Raw genomic sequence first — 24202 nt, forward strand, 5'->3', positions numbered from 1 at the left:
ACAAAGGACTGTCCCATGACCGCACTCACCGACCTCAACGCCCTGCAAGCGAGCATCGCCGAAGCCGTACTCGGCCAGGATCAGGTCATTCGGCAGATCCTCCTCGGCCTGTTGGCCAACGGGCATTTGCTCCTGGAAAGTCTGCCGGGGCTGGCCAAGACGCGCACGGTCAAGGCGCTGGCCACGCACCTGGACGCGAAGATGAGCCGCATCCAGTTCACCCCCGACTTGCTGCCCTCGGACATCACCGGCGCCGAAGTGCTGCATCAGGTCGCCGGGCAAAACGAGATCCGCTTCCAGCCCGGTCCACTGTTCGGCAATCTGATCCTCGCCGACGAGATCAACCGTGCCCCGGCCAAGGTCCAGGCGGCGCTGCTGGAAGCCATGGAGGAACGGCAGATTACCGTGGCCGGCACCAGTCATGTGCTGCCGGAGCTGTTCATCGTGGTCGCCACACAGAACCCGATCGAGCAGGAAGGCACTTATCCCTTGCCGGAAGCGCAGATGGACCGGTTCCTGATGAAGGTGCTGCTGGATTACCCCAGCGCCGACAACGAAAGCCAGGTGCTGCGTCTGTTGCGCGCCGAAGAATTTGCCCAGGGCGCGAACACCGCGCCGGGCAAGGGCTTCAGCCTGTCACAGGAAGTGATCTTCGCTGCGCGCAAGGAGGTCAGCGCGGTGCACGTATCACCAGCCATCGACCGCTATCTGATCGACCTGATCAACGCCACTCGCCACCCGGCCGATTACGACGAAGACCTCGGACGCTGGATCAGCATCGGTGCCAGTCCCCGTGGCGGCATCGGCCTGGATCGTTGTGCGCGGGCCGATGCGTGGTTGCAGGGCCAGGATTTCGTCTCGCCGGATAACGTGCGCGCCGTGGTGCATCCGGTGCTGCGTCATCGCCTGCAATTGAGCTACGACGCGGTCGCGGATGGCGTGACTGCCGATCAGGTGCTCGACCGCTTGCTGGATAAAGTGGCGATTCCGGCATGAACACGGAGGGTCTGGTCTACGTGTCTCTGGCGCAATTGATGGCGCTGGAATTCAAGGCCCGTGACCTGAGTTTGCTCGCGCGTCAGCCCCAGGGCAGCATCCTGGCCGGCAAACATGCTTCGCGCCTGCGTGGCCGTGGCTTGAACTTCGATGAGTTGCGCCGCTATCAACCCGGCGACGATTTACGCCACCTCGACTGGCGCGCCTCGCTGCGCACCGGCAAACCGGTGGTACGCACTTTTACTGAAGAACGCGATCGCCCGGCGCTGATCGTGGTCGATCAGCGCATGTCGATGTTTTTCGGCTCGCAGCGCAGCTTCAAATCCGCCCTCGCCGCCGAACTCGCTGCACTGGCGGCGTGGATGGTGTTCAACGCCGGCGACCGGGTCGGCGGTCTGGTGTTCAACGATCAGCGCATCGACAGCATCGCGCCGCTGCGCAGCCGCAAACGGGTCGAAGCCTTGCTCAGCCGCGTGGCGCAACAAAATCAGACCCTGAACGCGGCCAATCCCGACGCCGAAGACGAGGATCAGTTGGACAAGGCTTTGCAGCGCTGCCTGGCACTGGCTGGTCACGACCATCTGATCTGCATCGTCAGCGACTTCGCCGGGGCGGGTGAACGCACCTTGCAACTGATGCGGCAACTGCGCGCGCACAACGACGTGATCGCCCTGCAAGTTTACGATCCACTGGCCTTGAAGCTGCCGAGCGATGGCCGGCTGCTGGTCACCCAAGGCCAATTGCAGGTGGAACTGGCTGTCGAGAAACGCAGCGTGCATCAGCCTCTGGGTGATTACCTCGGCGGCCGACTCAAGGATGTCGCCACCCTGCTGCGTCGCAGTCAAGTGCCGCTGATGATGTTCAGCACCGCCGAAGAGGCCCACGCGCAATTGCGCGCCGAGCTTGGCAAGTCTGCCGGCCCACGGCGATGAATCCGAATATCCCCGACATCAGCCAGCTCAAGGAGCTGAGCCTGCCCGCGCCGGTCAGTTATGCGCCGCAGACTTGGGGTTGGTGGCTGCTGCTGGGGCTGTTGATCGCGTTTGCGATCGTGGTTGGCGTGCGGCGTTATGTGCAGTGGCGACGGGATCAGTACCGGCGCGAAGCGCTGGTGCGATTGGCGCAGTTGCGCAGCCGCAGTGACGACCTCAATGCCCTGCGTGAGCTGCCCGAGTTGCTCAAGCGCGTGGCCCTGTCGATGCCCATACCCAACGCTCGCTGGTGGAACACAATAAATGTGGGAGCTGGCTTGCCAGCGATGAGGTCATCACCTGCAACATCCGAGCTGACTGACAGGACGCAATCGCTGGCAAGCCAGCTCCCACAGGGTCCTGCGGCGTTGGGGAGAGCGGATTGGCAGGCGTTTCTGCAGCAGCACACTAAAACCAGGCTGCCCGACGACTTCAGCGCCCAACTCGCCCAGCTCGCCTACGCTCCCGACGCCACCCTGCGCGCCCTCCCCGTCGAACAGCGTCAGGCGCTGTTCGACACCTGCCAACACTGGGTGGAGCAGCACCATGTGGCAGCTTGATTATCCGTGGTTGTTGCTCCTGCTGCCGCTGCCGTGGCTGACCTTGCGTTATCTGCCCGTGTATCAGGAAGCGCGCAGCGCCGTGCGCGTGCCGTTTTTCGGCGCCATGAGCCGTGCTGTCGGGGAAGCGCCGAGCCGGGTTGGCAATCGTCAGAACCACTGGCAACGGCTGCTGAATATGTTGGTGTGGACGTTGATCCTGCTTGCCGCCGCGCGTCCGGTGTTCGTCGAAAAACCCATCGAACGCCAGCAACCGGTGCGCGACCTGATGCTCGCCATCGACCTCTCGCAATCGATGGAAACCGCAGACTTCACCAACGCCAGCGGCCAGAAAATCAATCGCCTCGCCGCCGTCAAAGAGGTGGTGCAAGGCTTCATCGACAAGCGCAAGGACGACCGCATCGGCCTGATCGTGTTCGGCAGCGGCGCTTATCCGCAGGCGCCGCTGACCCTCGATCACGGCAGCCTCTCGCTGTTGCTGGCCGACACCGGCATCGGCATGGCCGGGCCGAACACCGCCATCGGTGATGCCATCGGTTTGAGCCTGAAGCTGCTCGACCAGGCGCACGAACAACAAAAGGTGCTGATCCTGCTCACCGACGGCAACGACACCAGCAGCGCGATCACTCCCGATCACGCCGCGGAAATGGCCGCCAACAAGGGCGTGGTCATTCACACCATCGGCATCGGCGACCCGACGGCGTCCGGCGAGGCGCAGGTCAATCTGCGCGGGCTGCAACAGATCGCCCAAACCACTGGCGGGCAGTTCTTCCGCGCCGAAGATCGTACGGCACTGGATCAGGTCTACAGCACCCTCGACCGCCTCACCCCGCATCAAGTGAAAACCCTCAGCCATCAGCCGCAACGCGAGTTGTTTCATTGGCCGCTGGGCGCGGCGCTGACGCTGTTGGCGCTGTATCACCTCGGTGCCCTGCTGCGCCCGCGCCTGGCGCTGGCCCGCCAGCGGCAGGAGGCCTGAGATGGAGATCAATCTCAGTGAGTTGCACTTTTTGCGTCCGCTGTGGCTGCTGCTCGCACTGTTCGCCGCGCTGCTGCCACTGCTCTGGCGCCGCGGCCGCGACTTGCAGCGCCGGCTGCGCAGCAACATTGCCGAACACTTGCTGCCGCACCTGCTGGTCACCCCAACGGATCAGCAGCGCCTGCGCCCGGTGCACTGGCTGTGCGCGGTATTGGCACTCGGGGCGATCGCCGCCGCCGGGCCGACCTGGGAGCAGGATCGCCCGGATTTTCTGGACAATCGTGCACCGCTGATCGTCGCCGTGGATCTGTCGCCGTCGATGGATGCCAGTGACGTACCACCGACGCGCCTGCAAGCGGTCAAAAACAAACTGCATGACCTGATCCAGCGTCGCGCCGGCGCCCGAACCGCGTTGATCGCTTATGCCGGCAGCGCGCATCTGGTGTTGCCGCCGACTGACGATCCGGCGTTGCTCGACACGTTCATTCAAGCGCTGGGCACTGGCCTCATCGACAAACCCGGCAAGGACGTTACCGCCGTCATCGAGCAGGCCAAGCGCCTGCTCAGCGCCGAGAACACTCCGGGCAGCCTGCTGTTGATCACCGACGGCGCTGACACCACGCAACTCGATGACCTCGACCAGCGACTCAAAGGCAGCAAATTACAAGTGTTGGTATTGGCGGTCGGCAACGCGGATGGCGGGGTGATTCAGGGCGCCAACGGCCAGCCGGCAGTCGACAGCAACGGGCGCCCGCTGCTCGGCCGTTTCGATCCGGCGGCACTCAAGCAATTGGCCACCGCCCTTGACGCGCCGCTGGGCAGCCTCACCCTCGACGACAATGATCTGGACTGGATCGAGTTGCACGCCCAACAACACTTCCAGAGTGCCAGCGCCGAACAACAGCAATTGCACTGGAAGGACGCCGGTTACTGGCTGTGCTGGCCGCTTCTATTGTTGGCGCTGCTCGGTGTGCGCAAGGGCTGGAGCGTCAACTGGGTACCGGCGCTGCTGTTGGCCACAAGCCTTGGCTGGCCTGCCGCCCCCGCCCAGGCCAGTGCACTGACCGACGCGTTTTTCACCCGCGATCAGCAAGGGCGCTGGGCCGCCGAGCATGAGCATTGGCCGCAAGCGGCGGCGCTGTTTGTCGATCCGTACTGGAAAGGCGTCGCGGCCTATCACGCAGCAGACTACGACCTCGCACTGGCGACCTTTGCCCGGCTGGACACGGCGCAAGCGTGGTTTTACCTGGGCAACATCTACGTGCGGCGTTTCAAGTTCGATCAGGCGATCGCCGCCTACACCCAAGCCTTGCAGCGGCAGCCGCAATTCCCCGAAGCCACGGCCAATCTGGCGCTGGCGCAGGCGTTGCTCAAGGACACCGACAGCGCCGAAAAGAACGCCCCCGAGACCAAACCGGACGAAGTGAAATTCGACAAGGCGCCGGGCAAGGGCCAGAGCAAAAAGGTCGAGACCGAACAGGCGGCTTCTGACGCGTTGTGGCTGCAGAACCTGAGCACCTCGCCGGCGAAGTTTCTCAAGCAGAAATTCAGCTTGCAGGATCAATCGGGGGCCAAACCATGAACCGGGTTGGCTTCATCGCTGGCAAGCCAGCTCCCACAAGGTTTTGCGCTGTTAACTCGATTGGCGAAAACACAGACACCCCCTGTGGGAGCTGGCTTGCCAGCGATGAGGCCAGATCTGCCAGCAAAAAAATCTGCACCTTGCTCATGACCGGCTTGCTCAGCCTGACTGCCTCTGCCGCCGAACCCCAACTGAAAATCCAGGCCCACCTGCAACCCGCCGAAGGCGCGATGGTCGGCGGGCTGGTCGAGCTGCAAGTCGACGTGCTCACCGACACCTGGTTCACCAGCGCTGCCACCCTGCCCGAGCTGAAACTCGATGGCGCCCTGGTCACGCCTCCGGACGGCCAGGCTCAACACCTGAATCAGACCATCGACGGACAATCCTTCAGCGGTTTGCGCTACAGCTACCTGATCACCCCGAATGTCGCCCGCCGCTTCGACATTCCGCCGTTGACGGTGAGTGCGACACCGGGTCAGGCCAGCACAGCGCTCAGCGCCCAAAGCCAACCGTTGCACTTCAGCGCCGCCCAGCCACCCGGCTTCAAACCCGGAGAAACGCCGCTGGTGGCCAGCGGTGTGCGCCTGAGCCAAAGCCTGATCAACTCGGCAACTCCGTTGAAAACCGGCGACAGCATCACCCGCCAACTGACCCTGCAGGCCGATGGCGCACTGGCGATGGCGCTGCCGGTTCCGCCACTGGGTGACGTGGCCGGCCTGAGTCGTTACCTGCAGGCCCCACAAATCACCCGCCTGGACGACGGTCGCGGCAACGTGCTCGGTGGTCAGCGGATCGACGCCGTCATCTACCGCATCGACAAGGCCGGCGCCTACACCCTGCCAGCCATCGCGGTGAAATGGTGGGACGTGAAAACGCAGCAGAGCCGAACTGCGCAAGTGCCGGCGGTAACCTTCGAAGCCGCAGCCAACAGCGCTTACAAACCGGTGTTTTCGATTACCGATGATCTCCGGCAGCTCGGCCGCAACAACCCGTACTTTTCCACACGCGGGCTGCTGTGGCTGGCGCTGCTCGCCGTGTGCATTGGCGTCGGTTATTGGCTGCGTCCGGCGCTGTTGCGTGCCCGACTCCAATGGCAGGCGCACAAGCACGCGCGGCAACTGGCCTGGGAGCAATCGGCGGACTTCGCCTGGCAGCAGATCAACCCGCAACTGCAGGCTCGACCGGCGCAATTGAGCGCCTTGTATCTGTGGCTGCGGCGCAGTCGGTTGGGGCTGCAACTGGTGAATACAGGCCCGCGCCTGCAAGGCTTGTTGCGCGGACTTTACGGACGTGATCCGCAGACTGCACAAACACTCGCTCAACTGCGTGAATCGTTGACTACGCTTCACAGTCAGGCCGAACAACAGGCGCACAAACCGGCGTCGGCCCTGCGCCCGCTCAACCCCGTTCATGAAAGGGATTTCCCATGACCAATCCACCGCAGCAGCGTCAACGTTTCAGCCTTGCGCTGTGGTTTGCGCTGGCATTGCCACTGCTGGCCCAGGCCAGCGAGCCACTGCCGTCATGGAATGATGGCCGGCCAAAAAACACATCATCGAGTTTGTGCAAGCCGTCACCGACCAGTCTGGCAAAGACTTCGTCAAACCCGCCGATCGCATTGCCGTGTTCGACAACGACGGCACCCTGTGGAGCGAGCAGCCGATGTATTTCGAGCTGCTGTTCGCCCTCGACGAGGTCAAGCGCAATGCGCCGCAGCACCCGGAATGGCAAACCACCCAGCCGTTCAAAGCGGTGCTGGAAAACGACCACCAGGCCCTGGCCGCTGCTGGCATGGACGGGATTATCAAGATCTTCGGCGCCACCCACACCGGCATGACCACCGAGGCTTTCGACGACTACGCCAAGACCTGGCTGAGCCAGGCACGACATCCGAAGACCGGCAAGCCCTACACCGAAATGATCTTCCAGCCGATGCTGGAAATGCTCGACTACCTGCGCAGCCAGGATTTCAAGACCTACATCGTCTCCGGCGGCGACACCGCGTTCATGCGCGCCTTCGCCGAGAAGGTCTACGGCATCCCGCCGGAACAGGTGATCGGCACCACGTTCGTCACCGCGTTCCAGTTCAAGGACGGCAAGGCCTCGATCCTGCGCACCCGAAAACTGGCACACAACGACGACGGCCCCGGCAAACCGGAGAGCATTGATGCAGTGATCGGCAAACGGCCGATCCTCGCGTTCGGCAACTCCGACGGCGACCTGCAGATGCTGCAGTGGACCGCCGCCGGCCCCGGCAAACGCTTCATGGGACTGGTGCATCACACCGATGCGCAGCGCGAGTGGGCCTATGACCGAAAATCCGATATCGGGCGACTCGACAAAGCCCTCGACGAAGCGAATTCCCGTGGCTGGACCGTGGTGGACATGGCGACCGAGTGGCGCCGGATCTACCCGTTCGATCCACCGGCAACCGGGCAGGTGCAATAAGAAAAAGCGTGATGCAGGACTGCAAGAAACGTAAGTCGCAACAACGACCCCCGCGATAAGGAGCAAGTCAGATGACTCGCATACGCAAGTGGCTACCGAAACTCGCCCTGGTGGCAACCTCGGTGATGGCGCTGTCGGCAACCGCCACAGCGGCTGAGAAACCCAACATTCTCGTCATCTTTGGTGATGACATCGGCCAGACCAATATCAGCGCCTATTCCATGGGCGTGGTCGGCTACAAGACCCCGAACATCGACCGGATTGCCAAAGAAGGCATGATGTTCACCGACTACTACGCGGAAAACAGCTGCACCGCCGGTCGATCCTCGTTCATCACCGGCCAGACGCCACTGCGTACCGGCCTGTCGAAAGTCGGCATTCCGGGTGCACCGGTCGGCCTGCAGAAACGTGACATCACCATCGCCCAGGCGCTCAAGGGCCTGGGTTATGCCACCGGGCAATTCGGCAAGAACCACCTCGGTGACCGCGACGAATACCTGCCGACCAATCATGGTTTCGACGAGTTCTTCGGCAACCTCTACCACCTCAACGCCGAGGAAGAGCCGGAACGTCCGTACTGGCCGAAAGACGACGCCGCCTTCGTCAAGGCCAACTCGCCACGCGGGGTGATCCACAGCTTCGCCGACGGCAAGATCGAAGACACCGGTGCGCTGACCACCAAGCGCATGGAAACCATCGACGACGAAACCACCGCCGCCGCACAAGCGTTCATCGAGAAACAGGCCAAGGCCGACAAGCCGTTCTTCGTCTGGATGAACACCACGCGCATGCACGTGTTCACCCACGTACGTGATTCGATGAAGGGCCAGAGCGGCATGCCCGGCAACGAATACGCCGACGGCATGCTCGAGCACGACGCCGACGTCGGCAAACTGCTGAAAACCATCGACGACCTGAAAATCGCCGACAACACGATCATCGTCTACACCACCGACAACGGCCCGAACCAGTTCTCCTGGCCGGACGCGGCAACCACGCCGTTCCGCAACGAGAAGAACTCCAACTGGGAAGGTGCGTATCGCGTACCGGCGATGATCCGCTGGCCGGGCAAGATCAAGCCGGGTGAGGTCTCCAACGAGCTGTTCTCGGGCATGGACTGGTTCCCGACCCTGCTCGCGGCGGCTGGCGAAACCGACGTGAAAGACAAGCTGCTCAAGGGCTGGGCACCGACGTCCGGCGGCACCAGCTTCAAGGTGCATCTGGACGGCTACAACCAGTTGCCCTACCTGACCGGCCAGCAGCCCAAGGGCGAGCGCAAGGAGTTCTACTACTTCAACGACGACGGCGTGCTGGTTTCGATGCGTTTCGACAACTGGAAAGTGGTGTTCTGCGAACAGCGTCAGCCTGGCGGTTTCCGGGTCTGGAGCGAACCGTTCGTGTGCCTGCGCGTACCGAAGATCCTCAACCTGAGGATGGACCCGTATGAGCGAGCGGACGTGGTGTCTGACCAGTTCTATGACTGGAACACCAAAAACGTTTATCTGGCCGGTGTCGCGGTGACCAAGTCGGCAGAGTTCCTGCAGACCTTCATCGAATACCCGCCAAGCCAGAAACCGGCGAGCTTCAGCATCGACCAGATTCGTGCGGCGGTTGACGCCAAGATCGCGGAAAAAATGAAAGCGGCTCCGGCTGCACAGTAAGACTGTTGAACCGCCGCTCGCCCTCATCGGCGGGCGGCCCTGTTTCCACCTGAGACCGCGCCAGCCCCAATCGCTGGCAAGCCAGCTCCCACAGGTATTTCTGTCGACCACAACATGAGTGTTCACTGAAAACCCCTGTGGGAGCTGGCTTGCCAGCGATGAGGCCCGCACCGTCACGAATATTGTGTGATTTGAACAAGGTCCCCCGCATGTCCTCACGTATCGCCAGCAAGCCGTCGGCCATACCCACCACCCAAGCCGCCACCCCGGCGCTGCTGATCCCCGCCCTGCTGCTGTGCATCTCCGGCGCCGCTGCGCTGGTGTATCAGGTGCTGTGGATCAAGCAGTTGTCGCTGGTGGTCGGGGTCGAGGTCTATGCCATCACCACCGGCATCAGCGCGTTTTTCGCCGGGCTGGCGATCGGTGGCTGGCTGTTCGGGCGCTGGGCTGATCGCTTGCAGCAACCGGTGCTGCTCTACGCCGGGCTGGAAGTACTGGTGGCGATTCTTGGTGTTGGCGCGACGGTTGCGATGAGCCTGGCGGCCAGCCCGTTTGCCTGGCTGCAAGGTCATGTCGGCCTGCTGGCCTGGCTGTTGCCATTCGCACTGGTGGGCATTCCGGCGGTGTTGATGGGCGGCACGCTCCCGGTATTGGTGCGCTCGCTGGCGGCGGATCCGGGCAGGGCCGGCGGTCAGCTGTATGCGGCCAACACCCTCGGCGCGATTGTCGGCACCCTGCTCGCCGCGTTCGTGCTGATCGCCACCCTCGGCGTGCGCGGCAGTGCGCTGTTTGCCGCAATGCTCAATCTGCTGGCCGCCGCCGCTGCGCTGTGGTTGCAGCGTCAACAGCCGACGTCGGTGGCGGCTGCGGTCAAACATCACACCGAGAAAGCTGCGGACCATACCGCACTGTGGCTGTACTCCATCGCCGGCGGCGTGGCGCTCGGTTATGAAGTGGTCTGGTCGCAATCGATCGTGCAGTTCATGAGCACCCGCACCTACGCGTTCGCCGTGGTGCTCGCGACGTACCTGACCGGGCTGTTCATCGGCAGCGCCCTGCTCGCCCGTCGCGTCGAGCGCATTCGCGATCCGTGGGGCGTGTTCGGTCTGTTGATTGCCGGTGCCGGGCTGATCGCCTTGCTGGAAATCGCCGTGCTCGGGCGCTGGCTGGTATTGGCCCAGAGTCAGGCCGAGAGCTGGCTGCTGGCCTTGGGCGCCAGCGAACTGGCCGGTATGAGCGCACGTTTTGCAGTGGCGGCGCTGAGCATCGTGTTCGTGCCGACGCTGTTGCTCGGCGCGGCATTTCCACTGGCCCTGCGCTTGAGTGTGGGGCGCGAGCGGGTCGGTCGCGACGTCGGTGCGGTGGTCGCGTTCAACACCCTGGGCGGGATTGTCGGGGTGATGCTCTGCGGTTTTCTGCTGATCCCGCTGCTGGGTCTGGTGCGCACGCTGGGTTTGCTGGCGATCATAGCTGCCGGCATCGGCTACGTGGCCGTCCGCAAGGGTCATCACGTCAAAAAAGGCCGGCGTCAGGCCGTGGTCGCGCTGGGGCTGCTGTCGGTCGTGCTCGCCGTGCTGACGCCAGTGGACAAACTCGCCAGTCTGCTGCCCGGTGCGCGTAACGGCACGCTGGCGTTTTATGAAGAAGGCCGTGGCGGCACCGTGGCGGTGGTCGCTCAGGGCCGTGGTGAGAACAGCTTCCACCGCTTGTACATTCAGGGCGTGTCCAATACCGGCGATGCCATGCCGTCGCTGCGCTACATGCGTATCCAGGCGCTGCTGCCGTTGCTGATCCACAACGGCACGCCGCGCTCGACGCTGGTGATCGGCTTCGGCACCGGGATCACCGCCGGCGCCCTGCTGCGCTATCCGGGGCTGGAACATCGGGTGGTCGCCGAGCTGCTGCCATCGGTGATCAAGGCTGCGCCCCTGTTCAAGGGCAACTTCAATGCCGCCAGCGATCCCGGCGTCGATGTGCGCCTGCGCGATGGCCGCCAGGAACTGCTGCGCAGTCCACAGACCTACGACCTGATCACCCTCGAACCGCCACCGCCATCGGCGGCCGGTGTGGTCAATCTGTACTCGCGGGACTTCTACCAATTGGCGGCCCGTCGCCTCGAGCAACAAGGCATCGTCGCACAGTGGCTGCCGCTGCCGACCCAGAACATCGACGACTCGCGCTCACTGGTGCGCAGCTTCCTCGACGTGTTCCCGCATGCCTCGCTGTGGACAAGCGAGTTCCACGAAATGCTGCTGGTGGGCTCGCTGCAGCCGATGGAACTGGACGCGACGAAAATCACCGAGCGCTTCCAGCAGGCCAGCGTGCGCAGCACTTTGCAGGATGTCGGGATTGGTTCGGCGGCGGCGTTGCTCGCGACCTGGGTCACCGACCGCGCAGGCCTTGAACGCTTCGCGGCAAATGCCCCGGCGGTGACGGACGATCAGCCCCGCATCGAATACGCGCCGTGGGTGCGCAGCCAGGAAATTACCCGGGTGCTGCCGGCGTTGCTGGATCTGTATGTGCCGCCGCCGCTGGTGAATGCCGATGCCGGTTTTACCGAGCGAATGGACACGCACCGCCAGCGCCTGATGCAGTTCTACCGCGCCAGCCTGCATGCGTATGACGGTGATCGGGATGCCTGGGGGCGGGATATGCGTGAAGTGATGCGTTGGGAGGGTGGCAATCCGTACTTCCGCTGGTTTACCGGGCAGTAATGCTGCCCCCTGTAGGAGCTGCCGCAGGCTGCGATCTTTTGATCTTGTTTTTACAAAATCAAAGTCAAAAGATCGTCCGATCGCGGCCCGAGCCTGCGGCAGCTCCTACAGAGGCCCCGGGTTATTTACCGGCCTTGAGCTTCACATACATCTGATGCATGTCATTCGCCCAGCCATCGATCACCGGTTTGACGTCGTTGGCGGTCATCGCCTGGGTGTCGTTTTCCAGCGGTTTGCCGGTGCCTTTGCGCACCACTTGTGCCACGACCTTGTTGGTCGCGCCATCGAGGAACACCGCTTCGGTGGCCAGGGTGGTTTCCTGATCGCGGATACCGCTGGCGGTGCTGACCGCTGCCGCGACCAGAGCGACCGGGATCACTTCATACGCGTGCAGGCCTTCGGTCTTGCTGCTCACGGCGGTGATCGCCGCCCGCACCACGATCACGCCCGGGCCTGGACCGCTGGCCAACGGCATGTCTTTGCTGATTTCACGCTTGAGGGCCTGATCGTAGTAGGAAGTGATGCCGTTGAGGGTCTGTTGGGAAATCTTTGCGGTCGGTTGCGGCTTGGGATAGAGCTGGGTCGGTTCGATGTAGGCGCTGGTGAATTTGCTGACATCCACCTTCGGATCGATCCAGCGCATCACCTCGGCACCGGAGGGCGATTTGGCCTCCTTGAGCTGGCTGTAGTCCTTGAGAAAGCCGGAATACTCATCGGGAGCGACGGTTTTGCTGGAGCAGCCCACCACGCCGAGGGTGGCGATGCAGAGGGTGCCCATCATTACTGCTAGCTTCATGCTGTAACTCCTGTCAGAAGGCCTGAATGTATTGCGTATGGGGGAGTTACAGGTATAGCTAAAACCCCGCCGATTGCGCTGCAAAACCGGAAAATTCACACAACTTCGGGGGCTGCTTCACAACCGACGTTTGACAGACGCCGGGCATCCGGCAAAGCTGCATCGAGCTTGAACGCATGCCAGCAGGCCAATGCATCTGACCACGGAAGTCGTAATGCCCAAGCATAAAAATAAAGTCGTACAGCCTGATCCTGATTCATCCCGACAGCCCCTTTCACGTTACCTGTTCCCCCTCACCATCGGCGTGCTGCTGGCCGCTGTGGCGGGGATTGGCTGGTTTCTGTTCAGCCCCGCGCCCGCGCCGTACACGGCCCCGCCGATCAGCGCGGCGGCGCCTGTCGTCGCCAGACCGCAACCTGTGGCGCAGCAGCCCGCGACCATGGTCGATGAGCAACAATGTCAGGGCTGCCACACCGAGCAGGTCAAGGACTGGCAAGGCTCGCATCACCAATTGGCGATGCAGGCCGCGAATGGCGAAACCCTGCTCGGCGACTTCAACAACGTCACCTTCAAGGCCGAAAACGAGACCACCCGCTTCTCACGCAAGGGTGATGAGTTCTGGGTCAATACGCCGGGCATCGATGGCAAGAACGCTGACTTCAAAGTTGCCTACACCTTCGGCATTGCGCCGTTGCAGCAATACCTGATCGAGGTCGGCGAAGGCCGTTTGCAAGCACTCGGCGTGGCGTGGGATACCGAGAAACACCGCTGGTTTCACCTCTACCCCGGCCAGGGCGTGAACTTCAAGAATCCGCTGCACTGGAGCAAGCCCAGTCAGAACGCCAACTTCATGTGCGTCGAGTGCCACACCACCGGGTACAAGCGCAATTTCGATGCGGCCAGCAACACCTTCAACAGTCAATGGAACAGCCTCGGCGTCGGCTGTCAGGCCTGCCACGGTCCGGCATCCAATCACCTGGAGTGGACGCAGAAAAAAGACGACCTGATCCACAAGGGTTTTGCCGTCGATCTCAAGGACAAGAACGCCAGCGTCGAAATCGAAACCTGTGCCCGCTGCCATGCGCGCCGTGCGCCGTTGGACGATGGCTACACCGTCGGTAAACGGCTGATGGACGACTACCTGCCAAGCACCCTCACCCGTGAACTGTATGCGCTGGACGGCAAGATCAAGGATGAAGTGTTCGAACACGGCTCATTCCTGCAGAGCAAAATGTTCGACAAGGGTGTGCGCTGCAGCAACTGCCACAATCCGCACAGCAGCGAACTGAAGGCACCGGGCAACGCGGTGTGCCTGCAATGCCACAACACCGCTGGCAAGACTTCGGTCGCAGGCGTCGACGGCAAGGGCCTGCAAGCGAAGAACTACGATTCCATCGAACACACGCGCCACACCATGGGCCAGCCCGGCTCACAGTGCGTGGATTGCCACATGCCCGGCAAGTTCTACATGGGCAACGACTGGCGGCATGACCACAGTTTCAGCATCCCCAACCCGGAGCGTGCGCAAAAACTCGGTACCCCGGATGCCTGTCTGAGCTGCCATCAGGGCAAGGCAGGCGACAAGGTCACTGCACAGTTCAAGTTGTGGAATGCCTCCGCCACCGCCCCGCAGGCCCCGCGTTATGACGAAAGCCTGTGGCTGATCCGCAACGGTCAACCGGGCGCTGCCAACGCCTTGTATGAGCAGCTGCAACGCAGCGATCTGCCGGCGATCCGGCGCGCGACCTTGCTGGCCGAACTGCCGTTGTACCCCAGCGATCAGGCCTTGAAACTGGCGACACTCGACCTGAAAAACCGGGAGCCGCGGGTGCGTGAAAGTGCGGTGCGCGCCATCAGTGCCTTCCTGCCGCCAGCGGAGCGCGCTGCGTTGCTGACGCCAATGCTCAACGATCCGGTGAAAGCCGTGCGCATTGTCGCCGCGCGGGACCTGCTCAACGTTGCGCGCAACAACGGCCTGGGCGCCGCGCAAACCAATTGGGACGCGGCGATTGCCGAGTACGAAGCGGTGCAGAACAGTCTCGCGGAACGGGCAGAAGCCAACCTGAATCTGGCGATGCTGTATCAAGCCAGCGGGCGTGCTTCCGAGGTTGAAGGATTGCTGCGCACGGCACTCAAGCGCGATCCGGACTTTTACCCGGCACTGGTGACGCTGGTGCAATGGCTGGAGGCCAATGGTCGTGGGCAAGAGGCGCAAACGCTGCTGGACGACAGCCTCAAGGCGTACCCGGAGGCTGCGTTGTTGCAGCACACCCGTGGCCTGTCATTGATCCGCGCCGGCAAGACGGCAGAAGCCATGACCGCCCTGCACAAAGCCGCGCAACTGGAGCCGCAGAACCCGCAGTACGGTTATGTGCTGGCGGTGGCGCTGCACGACAGTGGCAAGGTGACTGAAGCGTGTGATGAGCTGGAGCGTTTGCTCAAGATCCAACCGGCGAACCGCAATGCGCGGCTGTCGTTGATCCAGTACTACCTGGAAAACGGCCAGGAACCGAAAGCGCAGGTGCTGTTGCAGGGCTGGAAGAAGATGAACATGGGCGATCCGGCGCTGAAATAACCCTGAATACCTGTGGCGAGGGAGCTTGCTCCCGCTGGGTGGCGCAGCCACCCCAAAAACAGACATTGCGATTTATCTGGCTGACTCATCATGTCTGTTGGGGAGTGCTGCGCACTCCAGCGGGAGCAAGCTCCCTCGCCACAAAATCTGCGCTTACCAGGACGACGTCGCCCCGCTCTTCAAAGCCATCTCGCGGCGGCTGTTGGCGCGCATCGCCTTGATCAGCGATACCGAGCCCACCAGCAGAATCGCCGCGCCGAACAGGAAGTCGATGTTGTACAGCTGGAAATCCTGCACCGGCCCGACCAGCAGTACCCGCACTACGGCAATCGCCACCAGCGTCGCGAGGAAGTCGATCCCGGGTTCGTCGCGGTAGAACACATGCAGCAATGGCAGGCACAACACCAGCAGCAGCAACAGCACCACGACCTTGAACGAGCCTTTGCGCTCGACGCTGAACGCGCATTCGTGCGGGCCGTAGGCTTTGTAGTCCTCGTCGCGGATCATCGAGTTTTTCTCGTTGATGTACTCGACGCGGTTGTACTTCTGGATCGGCGTGAAGGTGTTGGACATGTCCATCAGCGTGGTGATGTTCTTGAAGCGCAGGTCGATGCGCTCGCTGCCCTTGAGGTAATACAGCACCGGTTTGTAGCCGTAGCGATAGGTGTCGAAGGGGAACTCGGTGACCTGGCCCTGCACGCCAATCGGCCGTGGCTCAAGCTCGGCGTAGGCACTTTTGGTCGGCGAGGCGAGGTTGCGGCTCAGCGGCTGAACCTTGACCTGTTCGAGGAAGATCGGCGTCACGCCGTAGGACCACTGCAAGGGTTCCAGGCGCAGACGCAGTTCGTTGCGACCCAGATCGTAGCGGTTGAAGGTGCGTTCGGAGACCACCAGCGAGCCACTGAGCATGAACTCGCCGCGCAGGTTATTGGTGACGCGCAAGGTCAGTTGATCCTTGCCCAACAGCGCCGCTTCGGTGGACGGCGGCGCGCCGCACCACGCGGTGCTTTCACCGGCGCCGCCCAACTGGCCGTCGCGGTTTTCCTTGAACACATAAAAGTAACTGGCCCACAGCGTCAGCATCAAAAGCAACGCGGTGAGGCCCAAAATCTTTTTGCCCGCACTCACTACCCAGACTCCCTTCTTCGTTCCATCGTCCAGCCGAAAACCCGCTGGCGACGGCGACTCTACCAAAAGGCCAGCATCGACCCAAGGAAAAATCCGGGAATGCTGCGGAATGTAAGGGTTTCCCTTGCATGTCACCGCAAAACACCTGTGGCGAGGGAGCTTGCTCCCGCCGGGTGGCGAAGCCGCCCCAAACCAGACAACGCGACTTATCTGTCGGATCGCATCATGCCTGTTTGGGAGTGCTGCGCACTCCAGCGGGAGCAAGCTCCCTCGCCACAGAGTCTTCAGCGTCTACGGAACAAGGGGCGTGGTTCTATCACCGAGCGCCCGTACAACACGCTCATCCCCGCCAAGCCCTTGAGCGCATCTTCAGCCGATTTGTCCTCGCGCACCGCAAAGCTGTCGAACCCGCACTGACGCATGTGGCTGAGCTGATCACGCAGCACATCGCCAATCGCCCGCAACTCGCCGGCCCAGCCAAACCGGCTGCGTAGCAGGTACGCCTGGCTGTAGGCGCGGCCGTCGCGCAAGCTCGGGAAGTCCAGGGCAATCAGCGGCAGCGAGGCCAGCCACGGCACCACGCTTTCAACTTCATCGTCCGGCCCCAGCCACACCGCGTGGGTCGAGGGCGATTGCAGCCAGTGCGCCAATGGCAGGATCAACAATCCTTGCGGCCTGCCCTGCTCCGGCTCGCGGATCAGCGTCCACGGATCGTCTTCGATCAGCCGCGCAACACCCTGCTCCAAGCGCAGCAGATTATTCATGCCGATACCTCCAGCGCTTTCGGGTAGACCCGCTCCTTGAACGGCTCCAGGCCAATGCGCGCCACGGTGTCGACAAACAGCTCCTCGCTTTCGCGGTAACGCACGAAAGTGCCAATGATCCGCTCGATCACCTGCGGCACCTCAGCCGCGCTGAAGGACGGGCCGATGACTTTGCCCAATGCGCTGTTTTTGCCCTGCGCGCCACCGAGGGTGATCTGGTACCACTCGCTGCCGTTTTTATCGACGCCGAGAATGCCGATATTGCCGATGTGGTGATGGCCGCAGGCGTTCATGCAACCGGAGATGTTCAGGCTGATGTCGCCCAGATCGTGCAGGTAATCGAGGTTGTCGAAACGCGCCTGAATCGCCTGGGCAATCGGGATCGACTTGGCGTTGGCCAGCGCACAGAAATCGCCACCCGGGCAGGCGATGATGTCGGTCAGCAGGCCGACGTTGGCGCTGCCCAGATTGCGCTCGCAGGCCAGTCGCCAGAGTTCATACAGGTCAGACTTTTGCACGTCGGGCAGGACGATGTTCTGCTCGTGGGCAATGCGAATCTCGCCGAAACCGAAGCGCTCCGCCCAGTCGGCCACCGCCAGCATTTGCAACCCGGTGACATCCCCCGGCGGTGCACTCAGTCCCGGTTTGGTCGACAGCACTACGCTGGTGTAACCGGGTTTCTTGTGGGGCTGCACGTTGCGCGCGACCCAACGGGCGAACGCCGGGCTTTCGGCCAGACGGGTGCCGAACTCCAGATCGGTGTCGGCCAGGGTGTGATAGATCGGCGGCACGAAGGCACTGGCGACCCGCTCGTATTCAGCCTCGGTCAGTTGCGCCGGGCCGTTCTTGAGGTGTTGCCATTCTTCTTCGACCTCCTTGGCGAACGCCTCGATGCCCAGCGCCTTGACCAGAATCTTGATCCGCGCCTTGTACTTGTTGTCGCGCCGGCCGTGACGGTTGTAGACCCGCAGGATCGCCTCGACATAGGACAGCAGATGCTGCCACGGCAAGCCTTCGCGAATCTGCAGACCGAGGATCGGCGTGCGCCCCAACCCGCCGCCGACCATCACCCGCAACAGCATCTGCCCGCCGCGCCCGGGGTAAAGATACAGGCCGATGTCATGCATCATGATCGCCGCACGATCCTGCTTCGCCGAGCAGATGGCGATCTTGAACTTGCGTGGCAAGAAGAGGAATTCCGGGTTGATCGTCGACCATTGCCGCAGGATCTCGGCCAACGGGCGCGGGTCGATCATTTCGTCCGCCGCGACCCCGGCGAAGGCTTCGGTGGTGATGTTGCGTACGCAGTTGCCGGAGGTCTGGATCGCGTGCATGTCGACCTGCGCCAGGCGCTCAAGGATGTCCGGCACCTGGGCCAGTTCGATCCAGTTGAATTGCAGGTTCTGCCGGGTGGTGAAGTGGCCGTAGCCGCGATCGTAATCGGCGGCGATGCTCGCCAGCGTGCGCATCTGCCCGGCACTCAGGGTGCCGTAGGGAATCGCCACCCGCAGCATGTACGCGTGCTTCTGCATATACAGACCGTTTTGCAGGCGCAGCGGCAGGAACTCTTCTTCGCTCAACTCGCCAGCCATGAAGCGCTCGACCTGATCGCGAAACTGCGCAACGCGCTCGAACACCAGTGCGCGGTCGTAATCGTCGTATTGGTACATGCAGCGGCCACCCCATCAGAATTGTGCGCAATTCCTGTAGGAGTGAGCCTGCTCGCGATTGCGGTGTGTCAGGCAACTGCTTTGTTGACTGACACACCGCAATCGCGAGCAGGCTCACTCCTACAGATTTTGCCAGCACTATGGACGAGCAGCGCAGCACGCAACAGATTCACCTGAAACGATAAAAACCGTATCAGGGCGCGGCAGAACGCCGCAGGCAGCACTCTAATCTGATCCGTACAAATCAAAGATTCCTGAGCCTGTTTTGTTTCCGGCGCTGTTCCTACAGTGCAGCTCGTGCCAGACCAGGGTGGCCTGGCAAGACTTTGCAACCGTGGATGAACTGACCATGAGCACAGCAACAATCGGACAGGCTTATAACTACAAGGTCGTCCGCCAATTCGTTATCGCGACGGTTTTCTGGGGCGTCGTGGGCATGGCGATGGGGGTCTGGATCGCCTCGCAACTGGTGTGGCCGGACATGAACCTCGACCTGCCCTGGACCACCTTCGGCCGCTTGCGGCCATTGCACACCAGCCTGGTGATTTTCGGTTTCGCCGGCAGCGCCCAATTCGCCGCCAGTTACTACGCGGTGCAGCGCACCTGCCAAGTGCGGCTGTATTCGGACAAGCTCGCGGCCTTCACTTTCTGGGGCTGGCAATCGGTGATCGTGATCATGCTGATCACCCTGCCGCTGGGCTACACCACCACCAAGGAATACGCCGAGATCGAATTCTCCGGCGCGGTGTGGATGGCGGTGGTCTGGGTCGCGTACGCCATCGTGTTTTTCACCACCGTGGTGCAGCGCAAGACCAAACACATCTACGTCGGCAACTGGTTCTTCGGCGCGTTCATTCTGGTGATCGCCATGCTGCACGTGGTCAATCACCTGTCGATCCCGGTGGACTGGTTCAAATCCTATCCGGTGTATTCCGGGGCGACCGACGCCATGGTGCAGTGGTGGTACGGGCATAACGCGGTGGGTTTCTTCCTGACCACCGGCTTCCTCGGGATGATGTATTACTTCGTGCCGAAGCAGGTCAACCGCCCGGTGTATTCGTACCGGTTGTCGATCGTGCATTTCTGGGCGCTGATCACCCTGTACATCTGGGCCGGCCCGCATCACCTGCACTACACCGCGCTGCCGGACTGGGCGCAGTCGCTGGGCATGGCAATGTCGCTGATCCTGCTGGCGCCGAGCTGGGGCGGGATGATCAACGGCATGATGACCTTGTCCGGCGCCTGGCATAAGTTGCGCACCGACCCGATTCTGCGCTTCCTGGTGCTGTCGCTGGCGTTCTACGGCATGTCGACGTTCGAAGGCCCGATGATGGCGATCAAAACCGTCAACGCCCTCTCCCACTACACCGACTGGACCATCGGCCATGTTCACGCCGGGGCCTTGGGCTGGGTGGCGATGATCACCTTCGGCGCGACGTATCACATGGTGCCGAAAGTCTTTGGCCGCGAGCAAATGTACAGCACGCCGCTGATCAACCTGCACTTCTGGCTGGCGACCATCGGCACCGTGTTGTACATCGCCTCGATGTGGGTCAACGGCATCACGCAGGGCCTTATGTGGCGCGCGATCAACGAGGACGGCACGCTGACCTACTCCTTCGTCGAAGCACTGCAGGCCAGTCATCCAGGGTTCATCGTGCGTTTTGCCGGCGGAGTGTTCTTCCTCAGCGGCATGCTGCTGATGGCCTACAACGTCTGGCGCACGGTGCGGGTCGCCGACGTGGCGCTGGCCCGCAGCCAGGCGCAGATCGCCTGAGGCAGGGAGCCGAAGAGGATGGAGATTTTCTTGAACGTGTTGGGGGTGGTGTTTCTGTGGCTGGCGGTGGAGTACTGCCTGCGCCATCAGACGACTGAAAGCCTCGATGACGCGAGCATGGTGCCGTTTGCCGATGATCCGGAGGTGGCACGGCGGGTGGAACTGGCGACGGGTAAACCCGTGAAAGCGGTGGCGCCGGAAGAGGCGAAACCGGGCTGGATCAACCTCGATATGTAACACACCGCGCCCCTTGTAGGAGCTGCCGCAGGCTGCGATCTTTTGATCTTGTTTTTAGAAAATCAAAGTCAAAAGATCGCAGCCTGCGGCAGCTCCTACATGGCAGGTCAGGCGCGATCGCGGGGAATCAGGCTCTGCAACTGCTGTGCGAGAAAATTCGCATCAAACACGAACGTGTCCGGATCCTTCAAGCCATTGGTCTTGCGCCATTGCCACTCACCACTCGCCAAGCCCACCAGCGAAATGCTGCCATAGCGCGCCGCCGTCAGGCCCATCACCGCCAGGGAAATCTGCCCGGCGCTGCCCATCACGTCCGGCACGAATTCCACCGGTTTGCCGGCGATCACGATGCTCAGTTTCTCGGTCTTGAAAGTTGAGGTTTCAACCGGCGTGCTCGGCCCGAACGCGACGTAAGCCTCGCGGCTCACCTCCAGCAGGTTCGGCGCCTGCACCGGCTCCAGCCATTGCTGGATCTGGCCGAACAGTTCGCTGATCCGTGCGGCCCAGGTCTGCGACTGGGTTTCGAACAGTTGCTTCTTGTGCGCTTCACTCTCGGCATAGTGACGAAGCATTTCGCCCAGTTGTTGTACGTCGTTCATCGGTACGTTCCTCGGGGGAGAGCCTGCGATAGTCGATAGTGACAGATCGAGGCGCCGGCGTACGTTAAACCTCGAAAACCGGCACCGGGACACTTGGCAACAGGATCAACGGTACAGTTGCTTTGTACTGGCATCCGACGTTGAACCGATGGACACTCGGCCGGAGCCCGACTTTTCCAATACGGGCCATCGTTCGAGGAATTTCAATGCGCACCATCGGCCTGATCGGCGGAATGAGCTGGGAATCCAGCGCTGAATATTATCGTCTCATCAATCAACAGATCCGCGACCGCCTCGGCTCGCTGCGCTCGGCGCAAATCCTGATGTACAGCGTCGACTTCGGCCCGGTCGAGCAGGCCCAGCACGCCGGGCGTTGGGATGATGCGGCGGCGATTCTGGTGGATGCCGCACGCAGGCTGCAGGCCGGCGGCGCCGATTGCGTGGTGCTGTGTACCAACACCATGCACAAGGTCGCAGAGCAGATTCAAACGGCGATCAGCATTCCGTTCCTGCACATCGCCGAACCCGCGGCGCAGGCAGCATTGGCGATTGATGCACGCACAGTCGGCCTGCTCGGCACGGCGTTCACCATGGAGCAGGATTTTCTCAAGCAGCGCCTGATTGCGCAGGGTTTGACGGTACTGGTGCCGGACGCCGCCGAGCGCAAGGACGTGCACCGGATCATCTATGACGAATTGTGCGTCGGGGTGATCAGTGACGAATCGCGAAAAATCTATCAACAGGTGATCGAATCACTGACCGCGCGCGGCGCCCAGGCGATCATCCTCGGCTGCACGGAAATCGGTCTGCTGGTCAAACCCGAACACAGCGCCCTGCCCCTGCTCGACACCACCGAACTGCATGCGCAGGCGGCGGTGGCGTTTGCCTTGGGCGACTGACTCCACAGAACCTGTGGGAGCGTGGCTTGCCCGCGAAGAACGATGACGCGTAATACCTGAAAACCGCGGTGAATTTGTCGAGGGCAAGCCACGATCCCGGAGGATTTTTGGTTTATCGACGACGCAGACGGGCCATGCTCAGGGTATCAACCCATTGCCCGTCGCGCACCGCGTAGTCACGGAACAGGCCTTCGGTCTCGAAGCCGAACTTGCGGTACAGACCGATGGCCGCCTCGTTGTCGGCGTACACCGAAAGTTCGACCCGGTGCAGGTTCATCCAGTTGTCGGCGACGTCCAGCGCCGCCGCCAGCAGCTTCGACCCGACACCCTTGCCCTGCCAGGCCACAGCGACGGCCATGCCGACACTGCCGGCGTGGGCGCGGCGGATCCGTGAATAGTTTTCCAGCCCGAGATGACCGACCACCACGCCCTGATGCAGCGCCACCAGTTTGACCATCCGCTCGTTCTCCGCCAGCAACCGCTGGCGCCAGATCTCAGTGGACTGAAACGGCATCTGCAGCACCTGGCGAGTCACGGCCGGATCGTTGTACAGCGCGGTGACGGCCTCGATATGGGATTCGTTGAAGCGTTCGAGGGTGATGGCGGGGTTGTGGTCGGGCATGGCGGATCCTTCCTGGATCGATGTGTGGCCTGACACTCTAAACTGCTTGTTCAAACACGTACAAACTGTAGGAGCTGCCGCAGGCTCGGGCCGCGATCGGACGATCTTTTGATCTTGCTTCTAAAAATCAAAGTCAAAAGATCGCAGCCTGCGGCAGCTCCTACAGGGGATGGCGTACGCAGGTCAGGTCTGGAACCATTCCTGGCGTTCGTTGAAGGTGTGGTGGATGAGTTCGACCAGTGTGCGGACTTCTTCTATCGCCTGGGATTCAACGTTGACCGCCAGCCATGCCTGCAACTGCATCGGCTCGTCAAACAGCCCCGGCAGCGCAATCAGCCCGCGATCGAAGCGGCTCATGTACGCCGGCAGCAAACCGATACAGGCGCTGCAGCGGATCATTTCCAGCATCAGCTCATAGGACTGCATCTGCACCACGCCGGCCAGACGCTGTTCGACCAGGTGATTCCACGGCCGGAAGCTGTCGATGTGCCGATCGTGCTGCCATTGCACCAGCATGAAATCGCTGAGGTCGTCGGCACTCGCCGGGCGCGCGGTGACGCGGGAATAGCGTTTGGCGATATGCGGCAGATAGTCCAGGCGCGCCAGCGCCTGCGGCTGGCTGGTGGCGAAGGTCGGGCCGGGGCTCGGGGTGTCGCCATGGGCCAGCCACAGCACCACGTCGGCACTGACGGCGCGCAATGAAAGTTCACTGTCCAGCGCAATGATCTCCAGACGCACGCTGGCATTGCGCCGCAACAGGGCGATCAGGTCGCGACCGAGGATGTCATGCAGAATCGACTCGGCAACCGCCAGGCGAATCAACGGCTGCTCGACCACCGGCAGTTTGCGCTCGTGGGCCAGAGCGACCAGTTGCGCCTGCAACTGCTGACCCTCGCGGGTCAGGCTCAGGGCGCTGCCCTGAAAGCTGAACAGCGAGTGCTGCAGTTCCTGCTCAAGCTGCGCCAACTGCTTGCGCAACAAGGTCGAGCGCACGTTGAGGCTGCGCGCCGCCTGCATGAAACAGCCGCAACGGGCACTGACCAGAAAGTATTGCGCGACGTCGGCATCGATGGTCGCGGCTTGCGCCAGCCACGGCTCGCGCTCGCCCTGTGCCCAGCGGTAATCGGGGCTACCCTGTCGTCCTGCAGGTTCGGTGAATGACATCGATGACTCCCTGTCGATCTTTGTTGGTGATGGCTTCCAGCGCGGTATGAAACTTCTGAA

At 62.2% G+C, this 24202-nt stretch carries 19 protein-coding genes and 1 pseudogene; 13 read left to right on the forward strand and 7 right to left on the reverse strand.

Translation table 11 applies throughout. The features are described 5' to 3' along the window. Window positions 1-15 precede the first annotated feature (15 nt). The 9 genes and pseudogenes from ABV589_RS01995 (at window position 16) to ABV589_RS02035 (ending at window position 11911) form a co-directional block, all read left to right on the forward strand. Window positions 16-996: a MoxR family ATPase gene (locus tag ABV589_RS01995; protein ID WP_095135538.1), complete on the forward strand. Its 981-nt coding sequence runs from the start codon at window positions 16-18 to the stop codon at window positions 994-996. Then, window positions 993-1928: a DUF58 domain-containing protein gene (locus ABV589_RS02000; protein WP_367084652.1), complete on the forward strand. Its 936-nt coding sequence runs from the start codon at window positions 993-995 to the stop codon at window positions 1926-1928. Before ABV589_RS01995 ends, ABV589_RS02000 begins: the two co-directional genes overlap by 4 nt. Next, a complete protein-coding gene (locus ABV589_RS02005) occupies window positions 1925-2527 on the forward strand; it encodes a DUF4381 domain-containing protein (protein WP_367084653.1) in 603 nt (200 codons plus the stop codon). The genes ABV589_RS02000 and ABV589_RS02005 overlap by 4 nt, the downstream gene beginning before the upstream one ends. Further along, complete coding sequence (locus ABV589_RS02010; RefSeq protein WP_367084654.1) at window positions 2514-3506, forward strand: VWA domain-containing protein; 993 nt, start codon at window positions 2514-2516, stop codon at window positions 3504-3506. The genes ABV589_RS02005 and ABV589_RS02010 overlap by 14 nt, the downstream gene beginning before the upstream one ends. A gap of 1 nt (window position 3507) precedes the next feature. Next, window positions 3508-5088 (forward strand): VWA domain-containing protein, encoded by a 1581-nt coding sequence (locus tag ABV589_RS02015; protein WP_367084655.1) that lies wholly within the window; start codon window positions 3508-3510, stop codon window positions 5086-5088. Further along, window positions 5085-6518, forward strand: a complete 1434-nt coding sequence (locus tag ABV589_RS02020; RefSeq protein ID WP_367084656.1) for a hypothetical protein — start codon at window positions 5085-5087, stop codon at window positions 6516-6518. Before ABV589_RS02015 ends, ABV589_RS02020 begins: the two co-directional genes overlap by 4 nt. After that, a pseudogene (locus tag ABV589_RS02025) lies at window positions 6515-7536 on the forward strand (HAD family hydrolase). Before ABV589_RS02020 ends, ABV589_RS02025 begins: the two are co-directional and overlap by 4 nt. Window positions 7537-7607: 71 nt before the next feature. Beyond that, a complete protein-coding gene (locus tag ABV589_RS02030; protein WP_007969166.1) occupies window positions 7608-9197 on the forward strand; it encodes an arylsulfatase in 1590 nt (529 codons plus the stop codon). A 209-nt stretch (window positions 9198-9406) separates the two neighbouring features. Then, the gene (locus ABV589_RS02035; RefSeq protein WP_367084657.1) at window positions 9407-11911 is read left to right on the forward strand and encodes a fused MFS/spermidine synthase; all 2505 of its coding nucleotides are present in this window, start codon (window positions 9407-9409) and stop codon (window positions 11909-11911) included. A gap of 121 nt (window positions 11912-12032) precedes the next feature. On the opposite strand, the gene ABV589_RS02040 is transcribed toward ABV589_RS02035, so the two are convergent. Further along, window positions 12033-12707 (reverse strand): DUF3313 domain-containing protein, encoded by a 675-nt coding sequence (locus tag ABV589_RS02040; RefSeq protein ID WP_367084658.1) that lies wholly within the window; start codon window positions 12705-12707, stop codon window positions 12033-12035. A gap of 214 nt (window positions 12708-12921) precedes the next feature. Between ABV589_RS02040 and ABV589_RS02045 the strand changes: the two genes are divergently transcribed. Next, entirely contained in the window at window positions 12922-15282 is a 2361-nt protein-coding gene (locus ABV589_RS02045) for a tetratricopeptide repeat protein (protein WP_367084659.1), read from the forward strand. 153 nt (window positions 15283-15435) lie between these two features. Here the strand turns inward: ABV589_RS02045 and ABV589_RS02050 are convergent, their stop codons facing one another. The 3 genes from ABV589_RS02050 to ABV589_RS02060 form a co-directional block, all read right to left on the reverse strand. Further along, on the reverse strand, window positions 15436-16410 hold the full coding sequence (locus ABV589_RS02050; RefSeq protein WP_367084660.1) for a hypothetical protein: 975 nt from the start codon (window positions 16408-16410) through the stop codon (window positions 15436-15438). Between the two features lie 284 nt (window positions 16411-16694). Next, a complete protein-coding gene (locus tag ABV589_RS02055) occupies window positions 16695-17174 on the reverse strand; it encodes a DUF934 domain-containing protein (RefSeq protein WP_367084661.1) in 480 nt (159 codons plus the stop codon). Continuing rightward, window positions 17171-18844 carry a nitrite/sulfite reductase gene (locus ABV589_RS02060; RefSeq protein WP_367084662.1) on the reverse strand — a complete coding sequence of 558 codons (1674 nt, stop codon included), beginning with the start codon at window positions 18842-18844 and terminating at the stop codon, window positions 17171-17173. Before ABV589_RS02060 ends, ABV589_RS02055 begins: the two co-directional genes overlap by 4 nt. Before the next feature lie 349 nt (window positions 18845-19193). Between ABV589_RS02060 and ccoN the strand changes: the two genes are divergently transcribed. Together ccoN and ABV589_RS02070 are read left to right on the forward strand one after the other, a co-directional pair. Beyond that, complete coding sequence (ccoN, locus tag ABV589_RS02065; protein ID WP_047294666.1) at window positions 19194-20621, forward strand: cytochrome-c oxidase, cbb3-type subunit I; 1428 nt, start codon at window positions 19194-19196, stop codon at window positions 20619-20621. Window positions 20622-20639: 18 nt separating this feature from the next. After that, the gene (locus ABV589_RS02070) at window positions 20640-20858 is read left to right on the forward strand and encodes a cbb3-type cytochrome c oxidase subunit 3 (RefSeq protein ID WP_367084663.1); all 219 of its coding nucleotides are present in this window, start codon (window positions 20640-20642) and stop codon (window positions 20856-20858) included. A gap of 107 nt (window positions 20859-20965) precedes the next feature. Here the strand turns inward: ABV589_RS02070 and ABV589_RS02075 are convergent, their stop codons facing one another. Beyond that, window positions 20966-21457: a hypothetical protein gene (locus ABV589_RS02075; RefSeq protein WP_367084664.1), complete on the reverse strand. Its 492-nt coding sequence runs from the start codon at window positions 21455-21457 to the stop codon at window positions 20966-20968. 206 nt (window positions 21458-21663) lie between these two features. Between ABV589_RS02075 and ABV589_RS02080 the strand changes: the two genes are divergently transcribed. Beyond that, window positions 21664-22356, forward strand: a complete 693-nt coding sequence (locus tag ABV589_RS02080; RefSeq protein ID WP_367084665.1) for an aspartate/glutamate racemase family protein — start codon at window positions 21664-21666, stop codon at window positions 22354-22356. A 112-nt stretch (window positions 22357-22468) separates the two neighbouring features. Here the strand turns inward: ABV589_RS02080 and ABV589_RS02085 are convergent, their stop codons facing one another. Continuing rightward, window positions 22469-22978: a GNAT family N-acetyltransferase gene (locus ABV589_RS02085; protein ID WP_367084666.1), complete on the reverse strand. Its 510-nt coding sequence runs from the start codon at window positions 22976-22978 to the stop codon at window positions 22469-22471. A gap of 183 nt (window positions 22979-23161) precedes the next feature. Further along, a complete protein-coding gene (locus ABV589_RS02090) occupies window positions 23162-24142 on the reverse strand; it encodes a LysR family transcriptional regulator (protein WP_367084667.1) in 981 nt (326 codons plus the stop codon). Window positions 24143-24202 lie beyond the last annotated feature (60 nt).

Origin of the sequence: Pseudomonas sp. HOU2 (assembly GCF_040729435.1) — a bacterium.
Lineage (GTDB): Bacteria > Pseudomonadota > Gammaproteobacteria > Pseudomonadales > Pseudomonadaceae > Aquipseudomonas.

What these genes read in the sequence shown, in the direction of transcription:
- ABV589_RS01995 (WP_095135538.1), top strand. Translation starts at nt 16, where the DNA reads ATGACCGCACTCACCGACCTCAACGCCCTGCAAGCGAGCATCGCCGAA.
- ABV589_RS02000 (WP_367084652.1), top strand. Translation starts at nt 993, where the DNA reads ATGAACACGGAGGGTCTGGTCTACGTGTCTCTGGCGCAATTGATGGCG.
- ABV589_RS02005 (WP_367084653.1), top strand. Translation starts at nt 1,925, where the DNA reads ATGAATCCGAATATCCCCGACATCAGCCAGCTCAAGGAGCTGAGCCTG.
- ABV589_RS02010 (WP_367084654.1), top strand. Translation starts at nt 2,514, where the DNA reads ATGTGGCAGCTTGATTATCCGTGGTTGTTGCTCCTGCTGCCGCTGCCG.
- ABV589_RS02015 (WP_367084655.1), top strand. Translation starts at nt 3,508, where the DNA reads ATGGAGATCAATCTCAGTGAGTTGCACTTTTTGCGTCCGCTGTGGCTG.
- ABV589_RS02020 (WP_367084656.1), top strand. Translation starts at nt 5,085, where the DNA reads ATGAACCGGGTTGGCTTCATCGCTGGCAAGCCAGCTCCCACAAGGTTT.
- ABV589_RS02030 (WP_007969166.1), top strand. Translation starts at nt 7,608, where the DNA reads ATGACTCGCATACGCAAGTGGCTACCGAAACTCGCCCTGGTGGCAACC.
- ABV589_RS02035 (WP_367084657.1), top strand. Translation starts at nt 9,407, where the DNA reads ATGTCCTCACGTATCGCCAGCAAGCCGTCGGCCATACCCACCACCCAA.
- ABV589_RS02040 (WP_367084658.1), bottom strand. Translation starts at nt 12,707, where the DNA reads ATGAAGCTAGCAGTAATGATGGGCACCCTCTGCATCGCCACCCTCGGC.
- ABV589_RS02045 (WP_367084659.1), top strand. Translation starts at nt 12,922, where the DNA reads ATGCCCAAGCATAAAAATAAAGTCGTACAGCCTGATCCTGATTCATCC.
- ABV589_RS02055 (WP_367084661.1), bottom strand. Translation starts at nt 17,174, where the DNA reads ATGAATAATCTGCTGCGCTTGGAGCAGGGTGTTGCGCGGCTGATCGAA.
- ABV589_RS02060 (WP_367084662.1), bottom strand. Translation starts at nt 18,844, where the DNA reads ATGTACCAATACGACGATTACGACCGCGCACTGGTGTTCGAGCGCGTT.
- ccoN (WP_047294666.1), top strand. Translation starts at nt 19,194, where the DNA reads ATGAGCACAGCAACAATCGGACAGGCTTATAACTACAAGGTCGTCCGC.
- ABV589_RS02070 (WP_367084663.1), top strand. Translation starts at nt 20,640, where the DNA reads ATGGAGATTTTCTTGAACGTGTTGGGGGTGGTGTTTCTGTGGCTGGCG.
- ABV589_RS02075 (WP_367084664.1), bottom strand. Translation starts at nt 21,457, where the DNA reads ATGAACGACGTACAACAACTGGGCGAAATGCTTCGTCACTATGCCGAG.
- ABV589_RS02080 (WP_367084665.1), top strand. Translation starts at nt 21,664, where the DNA reads ATGCGCACCATCGGCCTGATCGGCGGAATGAGCTGGGAATCCAGCGCT.
- ABV589_RS02085 (WP_367084666.1), bottom strand. Translation starts at nt 22,978, where the DNA reads ATGCCCGACCACAACCCCGCCATCACCCTCGAACGCTTCAACGAATCC.
- ABV589_RS02090 (WP_367084667.1), bottom strand. Translation starts at nt 24,142, where the DNA reads ATGTCATTCACCGAACCTGCAGGACGACAGGGTAGCCCCGATTACCGC.